General features: G+C 71.7%; 24 protein-coding genes. 18 read left to right on the forward strand and 6 right to left on the reverse strand.

Annotated features, from left to right (window positions below):
• Positions 1 to 16: 16 nt before the first annotated feature.
• On the reverse strand, positions 17 to 1,282 hold the full coding sequence (locus tag BCD49_RS18630) for an MFS transporter (protein ID WP_007510497.1): 1,266 nt from the start codon (positions 1,280 to 1,282) through the stop codon (positions 17 to 19).
• An 89-nt stretch (positions 1,283 to 1,371) separates the two neighbouring features.
• Between BCD49_RS18630 and BCD49_RS18635 the strand changes: the two genes are divergently transcribed.
• The 6 genes from BCD49_RS18635 (at position 1,372) to BCD49_RS18660 (ending at position 4,986) form a co-directional block, all read left to right on the forward strand.
• Positions 1,372 to 1,707: an ArsR/SmtB family transcription factor gene (locus tag BCD49_RS18635; protein WP_007510498.1), complete on the forward strand. Its 336-nt coding sequence runs from the start codon at positions 1,372 to 1,374 to the stop codon at positions 1,705 to 1,707.
• Between the two features lie 69 nt (positions 1,708 to 1,776).
• Complete coding sequence (locus BCD49_RS18640; protein WP_007510499.1) at positions 1,777 to 1,956, forward strand: ribbon-helix-helix protein, CopG family; 180 nt, start codon at positions 1,777 to 1,779, stop codon at positions 1,954 to 1,956.
• 1 nt (position 1,957) lies between these two features.
• On the forward strand, positions 1,958 to 2,302 hold the full coding sequence (locus tag BCD49_RS18645; protein ID WP_007510501.1) for a hypothetical protein: 345 nt from the start codon (positions 1,958 to 1,960) through the stop codon (positions 2,300 to 2,302).
• 38 nt (positions 2,303 to 2,340) lie between these two features.
• Positions 2,341 to 3,198, forward strand: coding sequence for a class I SAM-dependent methyltransferase (locus BCD49_RS18650; RefSeq protein ID WP_007510502.1), 858 nt, complete (start codon positions 2,341 to 2,343; stop codon positions 3,196 to 3,198).
• 75 nt (positions 3,199 to 3,273) lie between these two features.
• Positions 3,274 to 3,678 (forward strand): SRPBCC family protein, encoded by a 405-nt coding sequence (locus BCD49_RS18655; RefSeq protein WP_007510504.1) that lies wholly within the window; start codon positions 3,274 to 3,276, stop codon positions 3,676 to 3,678.
• A 57-nt stretch (positions 3,679 to 3,735) separates the two neighbouring features.
• Positions 3,736 to 4,986: an NAD(P)H-binding protein gene (locus BCD49_RS18660; RefSeq protein WP_007510506.1), complete on the forward strand. Its 1,251-nt coding sequence runs from the start codon at positions 3,736 to 3,738 to the stop codon at positions 4,984 to 4,986.
• Positions 4,987 to 5,008: 22 nt separating this feature from the next.
• Here BCD49_RS18660 and BCD49_RS18665 read toward each other — a convergent pair whose 3' ends face one another.
• Both BCD49_RS18665 and BCD49_RS18670 read right to left on the reverse strand, forming a co-directional pair.
• Positions 5,009 to 5,230: a DUF4287 domain-containing protein gene (locus tag BCD49_RS18665; RefSeq protein WP_007510508.1), complete on the reverse strand. Its 222-nt coding sequence runs from the start codon at positions 5,228 to 5,230 to the stop codon at positions 5,009 to 5,011.
• Positions 5,231 to 5,382: 152 nt separating this feature from the next.
• On the reverse strand, positions 5,383 to 5,829 hold the full coding sequence (locus BCD49_RS18670; RefSeq protein WP_007510509.1) for a MarR family winged helix-turn-helix transcriptional regulator: 447 nt from the start codon (positions 5,827 to 5,829) through the stop codon (positions 5,383 to 5,385).
• Between the two features lie 86 nt (positions 5,830 to 5,915).
• Between BCD49_RS18670 and BCD49_RS18675 the strand changes: the two genes are divergently transcribed.
• The 3 genes from BCD49_RS18675 (at position 5,916) to BCD49_RS18685 (ending at position 7,690) form a co-directional block, all read left to right on the forward strand.
• Complete coding sequence (locus BCD49_RS18675; protein ID WP_007510511.1) at positions 5,916 to 6,332, forward strand: organic hydroperoxide resistance protein; 417 nt, start codon at positions 5,916 to 5,918, stop codon at positions 6,330 to 6,332.
• Positions 6,322 to 7,050, forward strand: coding sequence for a TIGR03085 family metal-binding protein (locus BCD49_RS18680; protein WP_007510512.1), 729 nt, complete (start codon positions 6,322 to 6,324; stop codon positions 7,048 to 7,050). Before BCD49_RS18675 ends, BCD49_RS18680 begins: the two co-directional genes overlap by 11 nt.
• A gap of 340 nt (positions 7,051 to 7,390) precedes the next feature.
• The gene (locus BCD49_RS18685; RefSeq protein WP_131803505.1) at positions 7,391 to 7,690 is read left to right on the forward strand and encodes a diguanylate cyclase domain-containing protein; all 300 of its coding nucleotides are present in this window, start codon (positions 7,391 to 7,393) and stop codon (positions 7,688 to 7,690) included.
• A 37-nt stretch (positions 7,691 to 7,727) separates the two neighbouring features.
• Here the strand turns inward: BCD49_RS18685 and BCD49_RS18690 are convergent, their stop codons facing one another.
• A complete protein-coding gene (locus BCD49_RS18690; RefSeq protein ID WP_007510516.1) occupies positions 7,728 to 8,258 on the reverse strand; it encodes a pyridoxamine 5'-phosphate oxidase family protein in 531 nt (176 codons plus the stop codon).
• Positions 8,259 to 8,365: 107 nt separating this feature from the next.
• Positions 8,366 to 9,550, reverse strand: a complete 1,185-nt coding sequence (locus BCD49_RS18695; RefSeq protein WP_007510518.1) for a glycoside hydrolase family protein — start codon at positions 9,548 to 9,550, stop codon at positions 8,366 to 8,368.
• A gap of 263 nt (positions 9,551 to 9,813) precedes the next feature.
• Between BCD49_RS18695 and BCD49_RS18700 the strand changes: the two genes are divergently transcribed.
• Positions 9,814 to 11,094, forward strand: coding sequence for a nucleotide disphospho-sugar-binding domain-containing protein (locus tag BCD49_RS18700; RefSeq protein ID WP_241832353.1), 1,281 nt, complete (start codon positions 9,814 to 9,816; stop codon positions 11,092 to 11,094).
• 44 nt (positions 11,095 to 11,138) lie between these two features.
• On the opposite strand, the gene BCD49_RS18705 is transcribed toward BCD49_RS18700, so the two are convergent.
• Positions 11,139 to 11,936: an SAM-dependent methyltransferase gene (locus tag BCD49_RS18705; RefSeq protein WP_007510522.1), complete on the reverse strand. Its 798-nt coding sequence runs from the start codon at positions 11,934 to 11,936 to the stop codon at positions 11,139 to 11,141.
• A gap of 467 nt (positions 11,937 to 12,403) precedes the next feature.
• Between BCD49_RS18705 and BCD49_RS18710 the strand changes: the two genes are divergently transcribed.
• The 8 genes from BCD49_RS18710 (at position 12,404) to BCD49_RS18740 (ending at position 18,547) form a co-directional block, all read left to right on the forward strand.
• Positions 12,404 to 13,267 (forward strand): helix-turn-helix domain-containing protein, encoded by an 864-nt coding sequence (locus tag BCD49_RS18710; RefSeq protein ID WP_007510523.1) that lies wholly within the window; start codon positions 12,404 to 12,406, stop codon positions 13,265 to 13,267.
• 82 nt (positions 13,268 to 13,349) lie between these two features.
• Positions 13,350 to 14,153: an ABC transporter permease gene (locus BCD49_RS18715; protein WP_007510524.1), complete on the forward strand. Its 804-nt coding sequence runs from the start codon at positions 13,350 to 13,352 to the stop codon at positions 14,151 to 14,153.
• Positions 14,154 to 14,192: 39 nt separating this feature from the next.
• The gene (locus tag BCD49_RS18720) at positions 14,193 to 15,014 is read left to right on the forward strand and encodes an ABC transporter permease (RefSeq protein ID WP_007510525.1); all 822 of its coding nucleotides are present in this window, start codon (positions 14,193 to 14,195) and stop codon (positions 15,012 to 15,014) included.
• A 40-nt stretch (positions 15,015 to 15,054) separates the two neighbouring features.
• Entirely contained in the window at positions 15,055 to 16,008 is a 954-nt protein-coding gene (locus BCD49_RS18725; RefSeq protein WP_007510526.1) for an ABC transporter ATP-binding protein, read from the forward strand.
• Between the two features lie 17 nt (positions 16,009 to 16,025).
• Positions 16,026 to 16,157 carry a hypothetical protein gene (locus BCD49_RS45880; protein ID WP_007510527.1) on the forward strand — a complete coding sequence of 44 codons (132 nt, stop codon included), beginning with the start codon at positions 16,026 to 16,028 and terminating at the stop codon, positions 16,155 to 16,157.
• Positions 16,158 to 16,226: 69 nt separating this feature from the next.
• Positions 16,227 to 17,291, forward strand: coding sequence for an LLM class flavin-dependent oxidoreductase (locus BCD49_RS18730; RefSeq protein WP_051467447.1), 1,065 nt, complete (start codon positions 16,227 to 16,229; stop codon positions 17,289 to 17,291).
• A 65-nt stretch (positions 17,292 to 17,356) separates the two neighbouring features.
• Entirely contained in the window at positions 17,357 to 17,833 is a 477-nt protein-coding gene (locus BCD49_RS18735; RefSeq protein WP_007510529.1) for a phosphoribosyltransferase, read from the forward strand.
• A 108-nt stretch (positions 17,834 to 17,941) separates the two neighbouring features.
• Positions 17,942 to 18,547, forward strand: a complete 606-nt coding sequence (locus BCD49_RS18740) for a DUF4232 domain-containing protein (RefSeq protein ID WP_241832354.1) — start codon at positions 17,942 to 17,944, stop codon at positions 18,545 to 18,547.
• Positions 18,548 to 18,551 lie beyond the last annotated feature (4 nt).

Raw genomic sequence — 18,551 nt, forward strand, 5'->3', positions numbered from 1 at the left:
CGGAAGCCTGGTCGGTTCATGGAAGCTTCGCCGGCGGCGCGGTTACGGCCGGTCCGGCCAGCTCCGCGCCGGGGTTTCCGGGGTTTTGGACAGCCCGCACCCGCCGCTCCGGGGCCGTGACGGCTATGAGCAGGAATGCCGCCGCGGCGAGGAGCGCGGCCGCGGCCGGTAGCGCCGAGGCGCCCGCCAGGTCGAGGGTCACGCCACCGATGGCCGCGCCGAGCGCGGCTCCGAGGTAGATCGCGGACCCGTTGAGCCCGAGGGCGACGGTGGCGACGTCCGGGGCGACGACGAACAGCCGGTGCTGCTGCGGCGTGATGGTCAGCCCGCCGAAGGCCCCGATGGCGAAGATGAGAACCAGTGCCGGCACGTACCAGGAATGCGCCGGCGTCAGCGCACCGTCCAGCACGGCGACCCCACCGACGCCGACCAGCAGCACCGGCAGCGCGCCGCGACCGTCGACCAGGCCTCCCACCAGCCGGTTGCCGAGCACGGCCCCCAGCCCGGACGCCAGCAGGACCGCCACCAGCCGGCCGCCCGTGCCGGACCCGCCGAGCACCGCGGGAAGATAGGAGAGCAGCACGAACGCCGGCGCGACGACGGCGACCGTCGCGGCCAGGACCGCGAGCACCGCCGGCCGGGTCAGCACGCCCAGTCGCGTGCGCATCGACGTCGGCGGGACGTGCGCCCTGGGCAGCCTCGGCACGGCGACCGCGGTGAGTGCCGCGAGTGCCGCGATGGTCCAGAGCACCACCCGCCATCCCCACCATTGCCCGATCAGTACGCCGAACGGGACTCCCAGCACCGTCGACAGCGAGGTGCCCGCGGTGACGGCGGCCAGCGCGCGGCCACGCCGCTGCGCACTGACCAGCAGGCCGGCCATGACGTAGGCGTTGGACTGGAACGCGGCGGCGCCGACGGCCGCGACGACCCGACCAGCGGCCATGACGGCGAACGAGGTGGCCAGCGCCTGGCCGGCCATGCCGAGCAGGAACAGCGCCAGCCCGCCTCCGAGCAGGACACGCCGGTCCCAGCGGCCGGTGAGGGTCGCGATGACCGGCGACCCGAGCGCGTAGGTGATCGAGAAGATCGTGGTGAGCTGGCCGGCCGTGGACACGCTCACGGACAGGTCGGTGGCGATCCCGGGGAGCAGGCCGCTGAGCACGAACCCGTCGACGCCCAGGACGAAGGTGCCGGCCGCCAGCACGCCGAGCTGCCAGCCGCGCAGCCCGCCGTCGGCGGGGGCGGCGGCACGTTCATTCGATGCTTGTCGAATCGTCACAGTGTGAGGCTAGGGGTAACGTTCGATGGATGTCAAAGTGTTTGGGTCGGCGCATCGGCCGACCGAGCGGCTGACCGGGGCGGCCCACCGTGCCTCGACAGCTTCCGCAGCCAAGCCGTGACTCGCTCGACCTGATCACGATCCTGGCGGCGCTGGCCGACCCGGTCCGGCTCACGCTGATGCGGGCGATGTACGCGCGACCGGGCGCGGACGACTGTGCCGCCGTCGCCGACGGGATCGAGGTCGGCGCGCCGACGATCTCCCACCACTACCGGGTGCTGCGCGAGGCGGGCCTCACCACGACCACCGTGGAGGGGCGCCGCCGGGTCGTCACGATCCGCCATCAGGATCTCGAGGCGCGTTTCCCGGGCCTGCTCGCCGCCGTCCTGGCCCCGGAGCTGGACGACCAGCCCGCTCGCGTCTGAGGCCGCCGACCGGCCGTTGCCTCGCCGCGACGTCGACTACCTAGGTTGCTAGCATGCTAGTATCGACCTGTGGGCGATGAGGACGTCAAGCAGTTCAACGTGTACCTGCCGATCGGGCTGATCAAGCAGGTCAAGCACCATGCCATCGAATCGGGCCTGTCCCTGTCGGCACTGGTCGCCGAAGCGTTGCGTGCCTACCTCGACGACGCCCAGAGGTCACGACAGCAATCGTCTGGAACGGAGACCTGACATGACGACCGAAGGTATTGAGGCCGTGTTCCTGGAGACCCATAACTGGGGCAAGGCGGCGAAATTCTTCCAAGCCCTGGGATTCGAGCTCGAGTTCTCGACCGACCACAACTCCGGCCAGCTCCGTAACGGCGACGGCCCCTCTGTGTTCATCGCGGAGATCCCCGAGAACCGGGAGCCCCAGATGCAGGTCGTGCTGAAGGTGCCCGACGCGGAGACATTCCGGCCCGACCCCGTCGTCGAGGTGGTCACTCCGTTCGAGGAGACCCATTTCGGGACCACCATGATGACCGTCCGGGATCCCGACGGGCGGCTCTGGAGCCTTCAGGCCCCTGTCAGGAACTGACCCGCGAGGAGACGTCGGAAGAGAGGAGGGACGTCGTCATGGCGGACACTCAGGCCGAGGAGCCGGACAGCACCGCGGTGCGGACGGCGCTCTGGCGGGCGATGCACGTCCAGGTCGACGCGCCGCCGCATGTGCTCGCAGACGAGGTCGGCCTGCGACTGGTGGCTCCCGGTGACGACTGGCGTGCCCGCCCGGACATGGACCAGCGGGCCACCAGCGGCTTCCGGGCGTCCATGGTGGCTCGTGCCCGGTTCATCGAGGACCTGCTCGCCGAGCGGGCCCGCCACGGTGTCTCCCAGTACGTCATCCTGGGGGCCGGACTGGACACCTTCGCCCAGCGCGAGCCCACGGCCGCCGATCGGCTGACGGTGTTCGAGGTGGACCGGCCCGGTCCTCAGGCCTGGAAACGCCGGCGCCTGATCGAGCTCGGCTACGGCATCCCCGACTGGCTGCGGCTGGTGCCGGTCGACTTCGAGGTGGACGGGGACTGGTTGAGGCAGTTGTCGGTCGCCGGCTTCGATCCCGGCCAGCCGGCGGTCGTCGTCTCCACCGGCGTCACCATGTACCTCACCAGGCAGGCCACCGCGGCGACCCTGCGCCAGATCGCCACGCTCGCCCCCGGATCGACGTTCGCGATGACGTTCCTGCTGCCGATCGACCTGGTCGACGAGGCCGATCGCGCCGGGCTGGAGGCCTCGAAGAAGGGCGCGCAAGGGTCAGGAACACCGTTCGTGAGCTTCTACGCCCCAGCCGAGATGCTGGCGCTGGGGCGCAAGGCCGGTTTCAGGGACGTGCGGCACGTGGCGGGAACGCTGCTCGGCACGCGTTACTTCGCCGACCGGGCCGACGGCCTGCGCCCATCGAGCGGCGAGGACCTGCTGGTGGCCAGCACCTGACCCCGGCCGCGGGCCGCGCGGGCGGCGCCGGTGGGATGATGTTGGCACATCACGCAGGGGAGGGATCTGAACACCGTGGCCAGCATCGAGGAGTCAGTCGAGGTGTCCGCCTCCCCGGACGAGGCATGGGAATGGATCGCGACCGGCCCCGGGCTGTCGGCCTGGTTCGTGTCGGCGACCGTCGAGCCCGGAGCGGCGGGATCGGTGACTCTTACGTTCGCCCCGGGTGCCGCCGGCACGATGCCGATCGTGGAGTGGTCGCCGCCGTCGCGGTTCCGCTTCGGCGCGGCGCCGGGCCAGGAGGGCCGGGCTCACGACTTCACCGTCAGCGCGACGGCCGGTGGCAGCCGGGTAAGGCTCCTGGACGATGGCGTCGCACCCGAGCAGGCGGAGCAGACCGCGCTCGGCTGGCGTGGGCTGCTGTCGCGCCTGGCGGCCGTCGTCGACGCGAGCACGGGGCCGGCCGGCCGCCGGCCGTGACCTCGCGCCACCGTCGGCGCTTGACTTGAAGTTTGGTTGAGGTTCGAGCCTGGTGGCATGACGGACTCCAACAAGATCCTCGTCGTCGGCGCCACGGGAAACATCGGCCACCACGTCGTGGCCGGACTCCATGCCCGCGGTGCCGCCGTCGCGGCGATGTCCCGCTCTCCGGCCGCGGGCCGTTTTCCGGCCGGCGTCGAGACCGTCGTCGGTGACCTGACGGCTCCGGACACCTTCGAACACGCGCTCGCCGGTGTGGACGCGGTGTTTCTGCCGTGGCCGTTCCTGACAGCCGACGGTGCGCCCGCGGTCGTCGAGGCCATCGCCCGCCACGCCCGCCGCGTCGTCTACGTCTCGGCGATCAACGTGCGCGACGACCGCGCACCGGCGGCGAACGGGGTCTGGGGCCAGATCGAGGCCGCCATCCGGCGCACCGACCTCGACTGGACGTTCCTGCGGGCCAGCGGGCTGGCCACCAACACCCTCGCCTGGGCCGGGGCCGTCAGGGGCGGCGAGCCCGTCCGCGTCCCGTACCCGCGCGCGGCGAGGTCACTGATCCACGAGAAGGACATCGCCGAGGTGGCGCTGCGGGCGCTGACGGAGGAAGGGCACGCGAGGGCCGTGTATCTGCTCACCGGCCCCGCCGCCATCACTCAGGCCGAGCAGGTGCGCGTTCTCGGCGTGGTCGCCGGCCAGCCGGCGCGGGTCGAGGAGATCGCGCCCGCCGAGGCGCGTGCCTCGATGCTGACCTGGGCCGACGCGGACTTCGCGGACACCGCGCTGAGCTACTGGGCCTCGCTGGTCGACACCCCGGAACCGGTGACCAGGACGGTCGAGGAGCTCACCGGGGCGCCGGCCCGCACCTTCGAACAGTGGGCCGGCGACCACGCCGGCGACCTGCGGCCGACCTCCGTGCCCGATATCGCCGAGCGCTACGTGTCGGCGTTCCGGCAGGGACGGATGGATGTGGCCCTGGGACTGATGTCCCCCGGCGTGGTGCGGGTGGCGCCGATGGAGACCGGTGGTGAGCGCCGGGAATTGCGCGGGCTCACCGAGATCATGGCGAACAGCGAGCGGCTCAACCAGAACCTGCGAATCCATGGCGTCGAGGTCGACGGGCCGTTCCTCGACGGCGACAGGTTCGCCGTCCGCTTCTCCTTCGACGAGACCCACACACCGACCGGACGCCGGAGCACCGCGATGAAGATGTGCCTCTACACCGTCGCCGACGGCGGGATCACCCGGGAAGAGGTGTTCTACTTCGACCCGCCGGCCGGGGGTGGCGCTGGGGCGGAGACGGTTGCGTGACCGGGTGACGCCCGGACGGGTGTCAGGCCCGTTCCGCGAGGGTGTCGGCGACGAGGGCGTTGGCGTGTCCGTGGCCGAGGCCGTACTCCGCCTTGAGCCAGTTGACCAGCTCCATGTGCCGGGTGCGGTCGCTGGCTCGAATGATCGTCTTCCACTCGGCGATGGGCCGGCCGTACTTCTTCTCGATCGACGGGAAGTAGGACGCCGGTCCCTTGACCTTGCTGGCGGTGGTTTCGCTGGCCATCGTGCGGCTCCCGCTCTTGTCTAGGTGCCCGCCGGCGCTACGCCGGCAAGCTCACCTACTCAGACCGGGTGACCCATCCAGACTCATCGGTCTCATCGGCCGGCGCATTGGCGCATCGGCACTGTGGCGCATCGGCACCGCGGCGTCGAGCTCTACCGAGGGTGCTTCAGCGAGTTCGCGATCTCCGTCAGCTCCCGGATGAGCCGCTGCGCGGTGGCCACGTCGATGCCGTACAGCGGGAAGACGCGCTCGGGTATGCCGGCGGCCTTCGCGCGCATCGCCCGTCCCGGCTCGGTCAGGGAGATGAGGACCCGGCGTTCGTCGGCCGGGTCGCGGGCCCGGTCGGCCAAGCCGAGATCTTCCAGCCGTTTGAGCAGCGGGGTGAGGGTGCCGCTGTCGAGGTGCAGYCGCGTCCCTATGTCACCGACCGTGAGTGGTTCGGGCGCTTCCCAGAGCACGAGCATGGTCAGGTACTGGGGGTAGGTGAGCCCGAGTTCGGCGAGGAGCGGGCCGTAGGCGCGGATCGAGGCCCGGCTGGCGCTGTACAGCGCGAAGCAGAGTTGGTTCGTGAGTTCCAGCTGGGGCAGGCGATCCGCCATGGTCAGACGGTAGCAGGCTCCTCTTGCGCCGTCAGATAGCACGCAATAGTATTGCGCACGATATATCTGGGAAGGAGCTGGACCTGATGGACGCCCTCTACACCGCCACCGCCACCGCCTCGGGCGACGGCCGCAACGGCCGCACCGAGAGCGACGACGGCGTGCTCGCGCTCGACGTCCGGATCCCGAAGGAGATGGGCGGCCCCGGCGGCGCGACCAACCCCGAGCAGCTGTTCGCCGCGGGCTACGCGGCCTGCTTCCACTCGGCCCTCAAGCTCGTCGGCCAGGCCGAGTCGGCCGACCTGACCGACTCGCAGGTCTCCACCAGCGTGTCCATCGGCGCGCTGCCGCAGGGTGGATTCGGCCTGGCCGTCGGGATCGTCGTGCACGCGCCCAAACTCGACCTCGAGACCACCACGGCGCTCGTCCGCAAGGCACACGAGGTATGCCCCTACTCGAACGCGACCAGGGGCAACGTGGAGGTCACGCTCGATGTCGTCTGACGACGACGTCGCCGTGACCGCCAAGGACGCCGCGGTCACCGCCAAGGAGAGTGCCGGGCCCGCGCGCGACGCTGGCACCGCTGGCGCCCGTGGCGCGGGTGGCGCCGGGTACGCCCGCGCCGAGCGCGCGCTGCTGGCGGACCTGCTGGCCGACGTTGGTCCGGACCGGCCGACGCTGTGCGCCGGGTGGACCACGCACGACCTCGTCGCCCACCTCGTCACCCGGGAGCGCGTCCCCTACGCCGGGCCCGGGCTCGTGATCCCGGCGCTGCACGGCCTCACCGAGCGAGCCGAGCGGTCGACGGGCCGGGCGCACTCCTTCTCGGAGCTGGTCGAGACGTTCCGCGCCGGACCACCACGATGGAGTCCGGCCCGGCTTCGCCGGTTCGACGACGCCACGAACGTCAACGAGTTCTACGTCCACTACGCCGACGTGGACCGGGTCGTTCCGGGATTCACGCCACGGGAGGTCGACCCGGTCGTCCGGGAACGCATCTGGTCGGCGCTTCGGCTGCTCGGCCGGACTGGATATCGGCGGACCGACGCGGAAGTGGTCGCGCAACGCACCGACACCGGCGCCCGGCGGGTGCTTCGGCGCGGGGCCTCGACCGTCGTCGTCGCCGGACTGCCGGAAGAGCTGTTGCTGCACGCCTTCGGCCGCCGCTCGGCGGCGAGGGTCGAGCTCCGGGGTGATCCGGCGGCCATCGCCTCCTTGTAGCGGGCCAGTCGTACGGTGGCCGGGGGCCGTACGACTGGTCGTGATGGTGGCCGGCCCGGCCAGGCGGGGATATGCGGGATGTCGATACCGAACCGGGCGGACCTCGGTGGCTGGCCGAGGCCGGTCCGCCGCGTTGATCCGCGTCCGTCCAGGGTCGGCTTGCCCAGCGGCCCGAAAGCGCCAAGCGTGGGGACATGGCGGTTACGGGACGGCGGGTGCGTGAGCCGGGCCCGCCGAGGTGGCGCCGGCGGGCCAGACCTGGGCCGGGCGTCGCCGGCGTGGTCAGCGCGGGGAGGCGCCGATCGTCGGCGACGGGGCGACGGTCCTGGCCGATCGCGACATGGCGGTCGCCGCGGACGCCGTAGGTGCCGTGGGCGGTGTGGTGGCGGGTGCTGAGGTCCAGGGTGACCTGCCCGCGCGGGTGGCGCGGCGGGTCGTGGCGGCGATGGGCCGGCCGTTCGAGATCGGTGGCCGGCGTTGCCGGGTTCAGGTCAGTGTCGGGCTGGCCGTCGCGGATGGTCCCGGGCCGGTCGACGCCGAGGATCTGCTGCGCCGTGCGGACGCGGCGATGTACGCGGCCAAGCGCAAAGGCAAGGGCCGGCTGGTCGTCGCCCACTCAGTCGGCGCCAGCGCCGACTGAGTGGGCGACGACTTTGGCCAGAGCGGCGAGACCTTGGTTAGAACCGCCACCGGGTCGCGCCGCCTGGGTCGACGGTGGCCAGCGCCGTCGCCGCGCGTGGCGCCAGGCGGTAGACGTGCCAGGGGGGTGGCCCGGCCGAGGGCGCGCTGAACTCGGCGGTGAGGGCCAGACCCGTGTCGTCGACCCGGGCTGGCCAGCCCTGCGCCACCCAGTGCGCCGCCAGATCGGCGACGGTCCCCGGATCGGTGACCAGATCGGCCTCACCCGTCACGGTGAGATCGAACTCCCGGGCGGCCACGCTGAGCACGCAGCGCGGGTCACGGGCGAGGTTGCGGCCCTTGCGAGTGCCTTTGCCGGTCTCGAACCAGAAACAGCCGTCGACCCAGAGCGCGCCCAGGCCGGTGACGTGCGGACTGCCATCCGGGTTGATCGTGGCCAGCCAACAGGTGTGACGGTCCGGGCCCCCGCTTCCCGGGGCCTGACTCAGTCCCGCCTCGAGCCGGGCCTCGATCCCGGACCAGTCGAGCGTGGGCAGTTCGTACAGGTCGGCAAGGTTGGTGGCTTCCATGACTCCTTCGACTCCGTCGGACGCCCGAACTCATCGCGCCCGGCTCCGGCTCCGGCGCCAGCCTCCCGATCCCGGGACGGGATCGCCGCCCGCCTGCTCCCGGCCGGCTACCCGGTGGAACCGGCCCGGCGGTAGGCGAGTCCGGCGGCGTTCGGGTTGCCCTGCTCGTCGTACAGGCCGGTAAGGCTGCCCGAGGTCGCGGGAAGGGCGAACCAGGCATACCGGCTCAGGAACGGCAGGCTTTCCAGCATCGTCGTCGAGGCGGTCACGAATTCCGCCTGCTGCTGCGTCGAGGGTGCCTTGGCGGTTCCACTGGAGAAGTCCATCAATGCGTACTCGGTCAGCCAGATCGGCAGGTGGTAACGGTTGTAGACGGCCTGCAGATATGTCCGGAGTTGATCCGTCGCGCGGGACGTGTTGAAGTCACCGCCGTACCAGTGCAGCGTGATGAAGTCGACCCGATAGCCGCGCTGCTTTACCCCGGTCATGAAGCGGTCCAGCCAGCCGCCCTGGTCCGCCCCGCCATAGGCCACGGCCGGGCTGCCCAGCCGCTTGCCGGTCGCCTGGAGCTGCGGCCAGAGGTCCAACGCCGCTTCGACCGTCATGTTCGCCTGGCCGCCGAGGTCCGGCTCGTTGAAGCCCAACAGGGTGTCGCCCTGGGCGGACGCCTGCCGCAGCGTCGTGGTGGTCACCGACCCCGCGCCCCAGATCATGGGCACGAACTGGACTCCCGCCGGAGCCGTGACATTTCCCGGAGCCGCGGCCCAGTTGTAGTACCAGGACACTCCCACATCGCCCAGCGCCTTCTGCAGGCCACCGAAGTTCCAGATGCTGGTGCCCTTCCTGGCCGAGCCCGCGGCGGGGGGCGCCGGCGAAGGGGCGGCGGTGGAGGGGCTCGGGGCCGGGGCGGTCGGTTTCACCGACGCCGTCGGGGATGCCGAGGACGGAGCCGAGCCGGGCGGCGTGGCTCCCGCCGACGAGGTTGCCGGGACCGGCGCGGTGCCGGATGCCGCCGGCGCCGACCCCGTACCGCCGGGAGTGGTCGTCGTGCCCGGGCCTGACCCACCGGGCGTCCCGGCGCTGGGCAGGCACCCCGCGACGGCGATGGCGACGGCGGCGACGGCGGCGCTCAGCCCCAGCCGAGCCCCGCCGGCCTGCCCCGACCAGCGCCGGCGAGGCCGGGCGCGCGTCCCGTGCGCCGTCGCGGGCACGACGCGGCCCTCTGCCGGCAGCTCCTGTGCGCCGTCCGCGGCGCGCTCCGGGCGGGTGCCAGACTCATCGCTTTCCTGCATAGCCTCTCCTCACCTTGGTGACGAACTGGCTGTGCATCCGGCCGACCCCAGGCCCCGGGGGCGATGCCCCTTCGGCGCGAACACTCACAAAACGGTCAAGCGTGCCAATCTTTCCATGGTCGACAGAGCGGTGCGCATCCGGCCCTCGCTGCGGCCCGCGCCGGTGTCCGGAGGCCCGTGTGAGCCGGCGCGGCGCTGCTCATAGGGTCGGTGGTGGTAGCGATGCGAACCGGGACAGACGGCAGGTAAAGATGCGAGTGCTGGTGGCGACACTTCCCGAGCTGAGCCATGCCCTTCCGACGGTGCCGCTGTGCTGGGCACTGCGGGCTGCCGGCGCCGACGTTCTGGTGGCGAGCGGCGGCGACGTGGTGAAGGTGACCGAAGCCGGCCTACCGATGGCCGATCTCCTGCCTGGCCGTGGCATCGCGGACTTCCTGAGGGCCTTCGACCTGTCCGCGCTCGCCGCTCCAGACGGCGGTCCGGACGCGGACCCGCCCGCTCAGCAGGGGCAGGCCGCCCAGCCGAGGCCCGCCGAGACGCCGTCGGCCCGGACCGGGCCCGCCGCGCCGTCGCCGGCACCCACGCCCACGCCCACGCCGGACCCGCTCGCCGAGGCTCCCTCGTACGCCGGCTTCCTGCCGCGCGTCAGCGAGCTGTTGCCCGAGGCGGACATCGCCGAGCTCTTCGAGATGATGCATCGCTTCGTCGCGCTCGCCGAGCAGTGGCGGCCCGATGTGATCGTCTACGGGCCGATGACCGTCGGTGCGCTGGCCGCGGCCGCGAAACTGGACGTCCCCGCCGTCGAGCATGGCTTCGGATTCCTGCGCACCGCGGGCATCGACCCGCTGCTGCGGACCCTCGGCAGCGAGGTGTTCGACCGGCACGGGGTGGACCTGCCCGCGAGCCGGTACGCGATCGACGTCGCGCCGCCCAGCATGCTTCTCGAGGAGCCACAGGGCTGGCCGATGCGTTACATCCCCTACAACGGCGGCGCCCGGGTGCCCGACTGGCTCAGCGAGCCGCCGTCGCGCCCCCGGGTGGCCGTGACGCTCGGCAACCTGATTCCGGAGCTGGTGCGGTCCGGCGAGCATGGCGTGGTCGGGCGGATCATCGATCGGGCGGACAGCGTCGACGCCGAGTTCGTGCTGGCACTGGGCGCGCTCGACCCGGGGGTTCTCGGCAAGCTCCCCGACAACGTGCGGGTCATCGGGTACACGCCGCTGACCCAGCTGCTGCCCACCTGCGCGGCGGTCGTCCACCACGGCGGTGCCGGCACCTGCATGGGCGCGCTCGACGCCGGCATACCGCAGCTGGTCATCCCGCACCTGTTCGACCACCAGCACACGGCCGACCTGGTGGTGAAGCGCGGCGTGGGCATGGCGCTCGACCTGGCGGTCGACCCCGACCTGCCGGCCAGCGTCCTCGACGCGCTCGTGGGTGACGAGCAGCTGCGCGGGCGTGCCCAGGAGGTCCGGGCGGAGATGCGCGCCATGCCGACGCCGGTCGACGTCGCGGCCCGGCTTTTCGAGCTCGTCTCCGCCTGACCTGCTCGCGGACGAGAACCGCCGGGTCCGCCCCCGGCGGCCGCCTAGAGCTTGCGTCCCACCCCGCAGTGGGACGGCAGCGGCTCGGCGCCCGGAACGTCCGGTCGCCACTGGGGGTTCGGAACCAGGCCCGGCTCGACGAGCTCCGTGCCGTCGAAGAAACGCATTATTTCCTGGTAGTCGCGGACGGTGTATTCATATCCGCCCTCGGCGACGGCGTCGGCCGCCTTGTCCGCGTCGCCGTGCACGCTGTCGTTGATGGCGACGTAGCTTCCCGGGACCAGGCTCGCGAGGATGCGACGGACAATGCCGTAGGCCTCGTCGGTATCCTTGACGGCCGCCCCGAGAACGCCGAACAGAATCAGGCCGACCGGCTTCTCGAAGTCGAGCGTCGCGGCGGCCTGCTCAAGGATCGTCTCGGGTTCGCGCACGTCGGCCTCGAGATAGGTCGTCGTACCCTCGGGTGTGCTGGTCAACAACGCGCGGGCCTGCCTCAGTACCAGCGGGTCGTTGTCGACATAGACGATCCGGCATTCCGGGGCGATCCGCTGGGCGACCTCATGCGTGTTGTTCTCGGTCGGTAGCCCGGTCCCGACGTCGAGGAACTGGCGGATACCCGCCTCCTCGACGAGGAAGCGCACGACCCGGGCCAGCGCGTTGCGGGACTCGCGGGCGATCGCCACGATTCCGGGGTACGCGGCGATGGCCGCCTCGGCGACCTCCCGGTCCGCCGGGAAGTTGTCCTTCCCGCCCACCCAGTAGTTCCAGATCCTGGCGCCGTGCGGAATGTGCGGGTCGTAGCTCGGGTCGGCCTCGACGGCCGTCCGCTCGTCGGTGCTCATGGACCGCTCCAGTGCTGGGGACGGGACGTGCCGACAGGCCTGGCGCGCCCGCTTGCGTCACCAGGTGCCCGGAAAGCGACTGTACCGACGCCCAGCGCGTCGCGTCCATGGCTGACAGCGCTTGGCCGGTCGACGCTGCGTGGCCAGCGGAGACGGTGTGGCGGGACCTCCGGCACTTGCGTGAGCGGCCCTGCGCGTGAACACGCGTCGCGCGTTGTGATTGCACGCACAGTATTTGTGTCGTGTGCTGCGAAGTTGCGGAACGAAACCGCGCGGCTCATTTCTTCCCGCGGCCGGACCGGTGCGTTCCCGCGATCGGGCGCGGCTCTCGCCGACCCCCGGCCCGTCATGCTGTGAACACGGCGCCGTTTCCACCACTTCCGGTGTACCGGTGACAACGGGGAACCACGGCATTCCGATATGCTGACACCTGAACTTCTGGGCGATCGGGATCGAGGGAAGCGGCCGTGTCTGTTCCTGGGGGTGGCGGGCCGACCGTGCGTCGCATCCTGCTCGGTTCCCAGTTGCGGCGGCTCCGGGAGAGCAGGGGGATCGGCCGCGAGGAGGCGGGGTACCACATCCGTGCCTCCGAGTCGAAGATGAGCCGGCTGGAGCTGGGCCGCGTCAGTTTCAAGAAACGCGACGTCGAGGACCTGTTGACGCTCTACGGCGTGACCGGCGAGACCGAGCGCGAGCAGGTGCTGGCGCTGGTTCGCGCGGCCAACGAGCAGGGCTGGTGGCAGCCCTACTCCGACGTCCTTCCCAGCTGGTTCCAGCCCTATATCGGCCTGGAGGAGTCGGCCTCGCTCATCCGGACCTACGAGCTCCAGTTCGTTCCCGGCCTGCTCCAGACCGAGGGCTATGCGCGCGCGGTCATCGCCGGCGGCAACCGGGGGATGCCCCGGGAGGTCATCGACGGGCGCGTCGACGTCCGGATGAACCGGCAGAAGCTGCTGACCCGGCCGGACGCCCCGCGCCTGTGGGCCGTGATCGACGAGGCCGCGCTGCGTCGACCCATCGGCGGCGCGAAGGTCGCGCGGACGCAGATCGAGCATCTTCTCGAACTGACGGACCAGCCGCAGCTGACCCTGCAGGTGATGCCGTTCGACGTCGGCAGCCACGCCGCCGACGGCGGGGCGTTCAGCATCCTGCGCTTCCCCGACGTCGACATGACGGATGTCGTCTACCTCGAACGGCTGTCCGGCGCCGCCTACCTGGACAAGCGCGAGGACGTGGACCGGTACACGATCGCCATGAACCAGCTGAGCCTCGACAGCTGCACTCCGGAACGGACGATCGAGGTCCTCCGGAGGATCGCCGCCGCCCTGTAGGCGGCGGGCCATCAGACTGACAACCGGCCAGGCTGCGCCGGGTCGTGGGATGGTCGCGACCGGTCGTACCGTCCGCTCTCCGATGCGTGCGATGGCCCGGGTGTACTGGCGTCTGTTGGTGGCGGGGTTTCGTCGCCAGTCCACCTACCGTCTGGCGGCGTTGGGCGGGCTCGTCGCGAACGCGACGTTCGGGCTTCTCAAAGTGGCGGTCCTGTTCGCGACGGTGCGTGCGGCGGGCGGTGACGTCGCGGGGTACGACATCGGTCGGATGAGCACCTACATCTGGCTTTCCCAGGCGCTGCTCGGCTCGATCAACCTCTCCGGTCGGACGGACATCGCCGAACGGATCAAGAATGGCCAGGTCTCGGTCGACTTCCTGCGCCCGCTGGACGTGCAGGCCGCCGAGGTCACGACCGAGCTCGGGCGAGCACTGTTCGCGCTGGTCCCGCGCGGGATCCCGATGCTCGTGATCGGCACGTTCGTCGGGATGGCGCTGCCCGCCTCGGCCACGGCGTACCCGCTCGGCGCGGTAAGCCTGCTGCTCGGAATCGTGATCTCCATCGCGACCGCCTACCTTGTCGGAGTCGCAGGTTTCTGGCTGGTGGAGACCCGTGGCTTGCAGATCTGCTACATGGTGGTCTCGGGATTCCTGGCTGGGCTGTTCGTCCCTATCCGGCTGTTTCCGCGCTGGCTGGAGCTCGCCGCTCAGTCGACGCCGTTCCCGTCGATGATGATGTACCCGATCGACATCCTCGCGGGTCGGGTCGGCCCGACGGGCGCGCTGACCCTGCTCGCGGCGCAGGCCGCGTGGCTGGCCGCCATCGGCGGCCTCGGCCAGATGCTGACCCGCGCCGGCCGGCGCCATCTGGAGGTGCAGGGCGGATGAGGCGCAGGGTGGCGCAGGCGCGGCCTCCTGAGGTACAGCATGGCTGAGGGGCTTGCGCCGCGGGCCCGGCTGCGGCCCTACCGGGCGGTGCTCGCCTCCCGGGCCAGGTCCCAGACCTCCTACCGGGCGAACTTCGCCCTCGACCTGATCAGCTCGTTCCTGGCCGCCCTCGTCGAGCTGGCCGAGGTCTGGGTGCTGTTCCACGCCGTCACCCGGCTCGGTGGGCTGGAGTTCCACCAGATCCTGCTGGTGTTTGGTCTTGCCGACCTGGCCTTCTCGCTCGCCGACCTCGCCGTCGGGCACTGCGACAACCTGCCCGCCTACGTGCGCGCCGGCACCCTCGACGTGTTCTACCTGCGGCCGCAGCCGCTGCTGCTGCAGCTGGTCACCAGCGACATCACCCTGCGGCGGCTGGCCCGCGCGGCCGTCGGCCTGGTCGCGGTCATCGCCGGTCTCGCCGTCAACGACATCGCCTGGGACGTCGGCGCCGTCGCCCTGTTGACAGTCGCGTTCGTCAGCGGCTGCGCGACGTTCGCGGCGATGTTCGTCTGGGCGGGCGCCCTGCAGTTCTTCCTCATCGACGGCGCGGAGATGACCAACGCGTTCGTCTACGGCGGCCGTTATGCCGCCACCCAGCCGGCGTCGGTGTGGTCGCGCCCCCTCAAGGTGGTGTTCGGGTTCGTCTTCCCGATGGCCTTCACCGGCTTCCTGCCGACGCTGCGGCTGCTCGATCTGCCGGCGCCCGCGTGGCTGCCAAGCTGGCTGGGGTGGTGCGGGCCCCTCGCCGCGCTCTGGGCGTGGGCCATGGCGCTGCTGTGCTGGCGCTGGGGCGTCCGGCACTACCGCGGTGGCGGCGGATGAGGGAGGCGGACGAGGGCATGGCCGGCGGGCGGATGAGCGGATGAGCGCGATCGTCGAGACCAGGGGGCTGACCAGGGAGTTCTTCGTCCGTGACGGGCGGCGCCGACGGCGGCTGACCGCCGTCGACGACCTGACCGTGCGCATCGAACCCGGCGAGGCCGTCGGCTACATCGGCGCCAACGGGGCCGGCAAGTCCACCACGATCAAGATGCTGACCGGCATCCTCGTGCCCACGAGCGGCACGGTGACCACCTGCGGCCTGCGTCCGGTCAAGGACCGGCGCCGGCTCGCCCGCCAGGTCGGCGTCGTGTTCGGGCAGCGCTCCCAGCTGTGGTGGGACCTGCCCGTCCGTGAGTCCTTCCGGATCCTCGCGGCCATTCACGCGTTGCCCGCCGCCACCGAGCGTGCCCGCACCGACGAACTGGTGGAGCGGCTCGAGCTGGCCGACTTCCTCACCACCCCGGTCCGGCAGCTGTCGCTGGGCCAACGGATGCGCGCCGAGGTCGCCGCCGCGCTGCTGCACGCCCCGCGCCTGGTGATCCTCGACGAGCCCACCATCGGCCTCGACGTTCTGTCCAAGCAGCGCCTGCGGGAGTTCCTTGTCGCCGAGCGCCGTACCCACGGCACGACGTTGCTGCTGACCACGCACGACATGGGCGACGTCGCGCGCCTGTGCGACCGGGTGCTCGTCATCGACCATGGCCGGCTCGCCTACGACGGCGACCTGGCCGGGCTCGGGCGGACGACCGGCGCCGAGCGGGTGCTCGTCGTCGACCTCAGCGGGCCGTCCCCGGACCTGACCGGGATCCCCGCGGCCCGGCACGTGTCGAGCGAGGCGCACGGCCTGCGCCAGCGGCTCGCCTTCGACGCGGAGGTGACCACCGCCGCCCGCGTGTTCGCGGCCATCGCCGAGCGGGTCGAGGTCCTCGACTTCACCGTCGAGGAGCCCGACATCGAGGACGTCGTCCGCCGGATCTACGCCGCCCGCCGCTGACGGAGGTCCGATCATTCATGATCGCCACGGACCTGTTGTCACGGTTGCGACTTGACCGGATTCACAACCGTGCCGACCCGGAGTTGGTGATCTACGGTCGCGGGCTGACGGGCAGCCATCGGCGGAGCGGCGCCGGGCAGCCGATCTGACGCGCCGTCAGGTCCGTTGTGTCAGACTTCGGAGCCGACCCGCTGGCACGCCGGAAGGTGACGACGTCCATGTCCCAGACACCGATGCACGGCGAGGAGTCGACGGCGCAGGTGGCGCAGGTGGCGCAGGTGGCGCAGGCCGAGCCGGTTCTGTCGCTCGGGCTTCCGCCGAGCGTCCGGGTCGTCGAGTACGCCCGGCTGGCCGAGCGGCTCGGTTACCACCGGCTGTGGCTGTTCGACTCGCCCGCGCTGTATGGCGATCTGTGGATCGCGCTCGGCCGGGTCGCCGAGGCGACCGAACGCATCGGGCTCGGAACCGGGGTGGCGGTGCCCAGCCTGCGCCATCCGATGGTCACCGCGGCCGCCATCGCCACGGTGGAGGAGCTCGCGCCCGGGCGTCTCACCTGCGCGTTCGGGACCGGCTTCACCGCCCGGGTGGCGCTGGGCCGCCCCGCGATGAGGTGGGCGGACCTCGCTCGTTACGTCCGCCAGGTGCGTGCGCTGCTCGCCGGCGAGGTCACCGAGATCGACGGAGCGCCGGCGCAGATGCTGCACCCTCCCGGCTGGGGGCCGCCCCGCCCGCTGGCCACACCGCTGTGGGCCGCGCCGATGGGCCCCAAGGGGTTCGCGACCGCGCGGGACCTCGGCGTCGACGGCGTCATCTTCCCCGGCGTTCCCGACGTACCGCTCACCGACTGGAAGTCGCGGGCGCTGCTCGCGCACGGAACCGTCCTGCGCCCCGGCGAGGACCACACCAGCCCTCGGCTCGTCGAGGCCGTCGGGCCGTGGTTCGCGACCAGCTTCCACGGCGTCTGGGAGCTCTACCCGGACGTCCTCGACAGCCTCCCCGGCGGTCCGGAGTGGCGGGCCGCGATGGAGGCCAGCCGGCCGGCTGACCAGCGCCACCTCGCGGTGCACGAGGGGCACGTCGTCACCCTCACCGAGGCCGATCGTGCCGGCATAGCCGCCGCCGGCCCGGCCATCCTGGGCACCGGCTGGACCGGCGACGCCGCCTCGATCCGAGCCCGGGCGCGCGAGGCGGGCGCCGCGGGTGTCACCGAGGTGGTCTACACGCCGTCCGGCCCCGACGTCCCTGCCGAGATCGAGGCGTTCGCCGCCGCCGCCCGGACCTGAGCATCCCCGGAGGCGTCGCCGCCGTCCGCTCGGTCTGGGCGGACAGATCTGTACCGTTCAATCGCATGACGGACGAGCGTGAGGTTCTGGACTGGCAGACCTTCGGTGTCGCCTCCAGGGAACTGGCCCAGCTGGTCGCCGACGACGGGTTCCGGCCGGATCTGATCCTGTCGATCGCGCGCGGCGGCCTGTTCGTCGCGGGGGCGCTCGGCTACGCGCTGTCGGTGAAGAACCTGCACGTGATGAACGTCGAGTTCTACAACGGCGTCGGCGCCACCCTGAACATGCCGGTGATGCTGCCGCCGGTGCCGAGCACGGTCGACTTCTCCGCCAAGAAGGTGCTGATCGCCGACGACGTGGCGGACAGCGGCAAGACGCTCGTGCTGGTGCGGGACTTCATTCAGCACCAGGTGGCGGAGGTGCGGTCGGCGGTGGTCTACGAGAAGCCCCGTTCGCTGGTCAAGTGCGAGTACGTATGGCGGCGCACCGACCGGTGGATCAACTTCCCGTGGAGCACCCAACCCCCGATCGTGGGTCCCTGAGCCCAGGTTGCGCGGTCGCGCCGGCGGTCGTGAGGATGGCGCGGTCGGCAACCGCCTCGGTCGCCGGCCGTCGTTCCGGATGGAGGCCCTGTGCGCCAGGTGCCGTTCGTGCCGCGTCACCGATGGGTGGCGGGCCTGGCGCTCGCGACCGTCGCCGGGCTGTCGGYGTGTGACAGCCCCGCCAGCTCCGCCGGCGGCAACACCGGCGGCAACGCCCCGCCGGCCGGCGGRCAGACCGGGACGGCGGCGGCGTCCACGGCGCCCAGCCCGAGCCCGACGTCCGCCGTCGGCCGGTGCGGGACGGCGGATCTCGCCGCCGCCCTCTCCGCGCCCCCGCCCGCGGGGACGTCGCAGAGCACCGTGCACGTGACGTTTCGGAACCGTTCCTCGGCCCGGTGCAGCCTGTACGGATATCCCGGCGTTGAGCTCAGGGAGGCGGGCGGCGACGTCTGGGATCTCGTGCGGTCGCCGCTGGTCGCCCGCACACTGATCGTCCTGGCTCCCGGTGACCGGGCGCACGCGACGCTTACCTATCTGCCGACGAGCCCCTCCGACGGCACCGGCAATCCTGCCTTCACCCCCGCCACCGTCGCGTTGACGCCGCCCGACGAGCGGACCCAGCTCGTGGTCCCGTGGAAGGGCGGGCCGCTCGTGCGGCAGGACGGCGCGACCCATCCCGGCACCTACGTCTCGGCGCTGGAACCCGGCGCCTGATCGC

This window comes from Pseudofrankia sp. EUN1h, from assembly GCF_001854645.1.
GTDB classification, from domain to species: Bacteria; Actinomycetota; Actinomycetes; order Frankiales; family Frankiaceae; genus Pseudofrankia; species Pseudofrankia saprophytica.

What these genes read in the sequence shown, in the direction of transcription:
- BCD49_RS18645 (WP_007510501.1), top strand. Translation starts at nt 1,958, where the DNA reads ATGACGACCGAAGGTATTGAGGCCGTGTTCCTGGAGACCCATAACTGG.
- BCD49_RS18650 (WP_007510502.1), top strand. Translation starts at nt 2,341, where the DNA reads ATGGCGGACACTCAGGCCGAGGAGCCGGACAGCACCGCGGTGCGGACG.
- BCD49_RS18660 (WP_007510506.1), top strand. Translation starts at nt 3,736, where the DNA reads ATGACGGACTCCAACAAGATCCTCGTCGTCGGCGCCACGGGAAACATC.
- BCD49_RS18665 (WP_007510508.1), bottom strand. Translation starts at nt 5,230, where the DNA reads ATGGCCAGCGAAACCACCGCCAGCAAGGTCAAGGGACCGGCGTCCTAC.
- BCD49_RS18675 (WP_007510511.1), top strand. Translation starts at nt 5,916, where the DNA reads ATGGACGCCCTCTACACCGCCACCGCCACCGCCTCGGGCGACGGCCGC.
- BCD49_RS18680 (WP_007510512.1), top strand. Translation starts at nt 6,322, where the DNA reads ATGTCGTCTGACGACGACGTCGCCGTGACCGCCAAGGACGCCGCGGTC.
- BCD49_RS18685 (WP_131803505.1), top strand. Translation starts at nt 7,391, where the DNA reads ATGGCGGTCGCCGCGGACGCCGTAGGTGCCGTGGGCGGTGTGGTGGCG.
- BCD49_RS18690 (WP_007510516.1), bottom strand. Translation starts at nt 8,258, where the DNA reads ATGGAAGCCACCAACCTTGCCGACCTGTACGAACTGCCCACGCTCGAC.
- BCD49_RS18695 (WP_007510518.1), bottom strand. Translation starts at nt 9,550, where the DNA reads ATGCAGGAAAGCGATGAGTCTGGCACCCGCCCGGAGCGCGCCGCGGAC.
- BCD49_RS18705 (WP_007510522.1), bottom strand. Translation starts at nt 11,936, where the DNA reads ATGAGCACCGACGAGCGGACGGCCGTCGAGGCCGACCCGAGCTACGAC.
- BCD49_RS18715 (WP_007510524.1), top strand. Translation starts at nt 13,350, where the DNA reads ATGCGTGCGATGGCCCGGGTGTACTGGCGTCTGTTGGTGGCGGGGTTT.
- BCD49_RS18720 (WP_007510525.1), top strand. Translation starts at nt 14,193, where the DNA reads ATGGCTGAGGGGCTTGCGCCGCGGGCCCGGCTGCGGCCCTACCGGGCG.
- BCD49_RS18725 (WP_007510526.1), top strand. Translation starts at nt 15,055, where the DNA reads ATGAGCGCGATCGTCGAGACCAGGGGGCTGACCAGGGAGTTCTTCGTC.
- BCD49_RS45880 (WP_007510527.1), top strand. Translation starts at nt 16,026, where the DNA reads ATGATCGCCACGGACCTGTTGTCACGGTTGCGACTTGACCGGATTCAC.
- BCD49_RS18730 (WP_051467447.1), top strand. Translation starts at nt 16,227, where the DNA reads ATGTCCCAGACACCGATGCACGGCGAGGAGTCGACGGCGCAGGTGGCG.
- BCD49_RS18735 (WP_007510529.1), top strand. Translation starts at nt 17,357, where the DNA reads ATGACGGACGAGCGTGAGGTTCTGGACTGGCAGACCTTCGGTGTCGCC.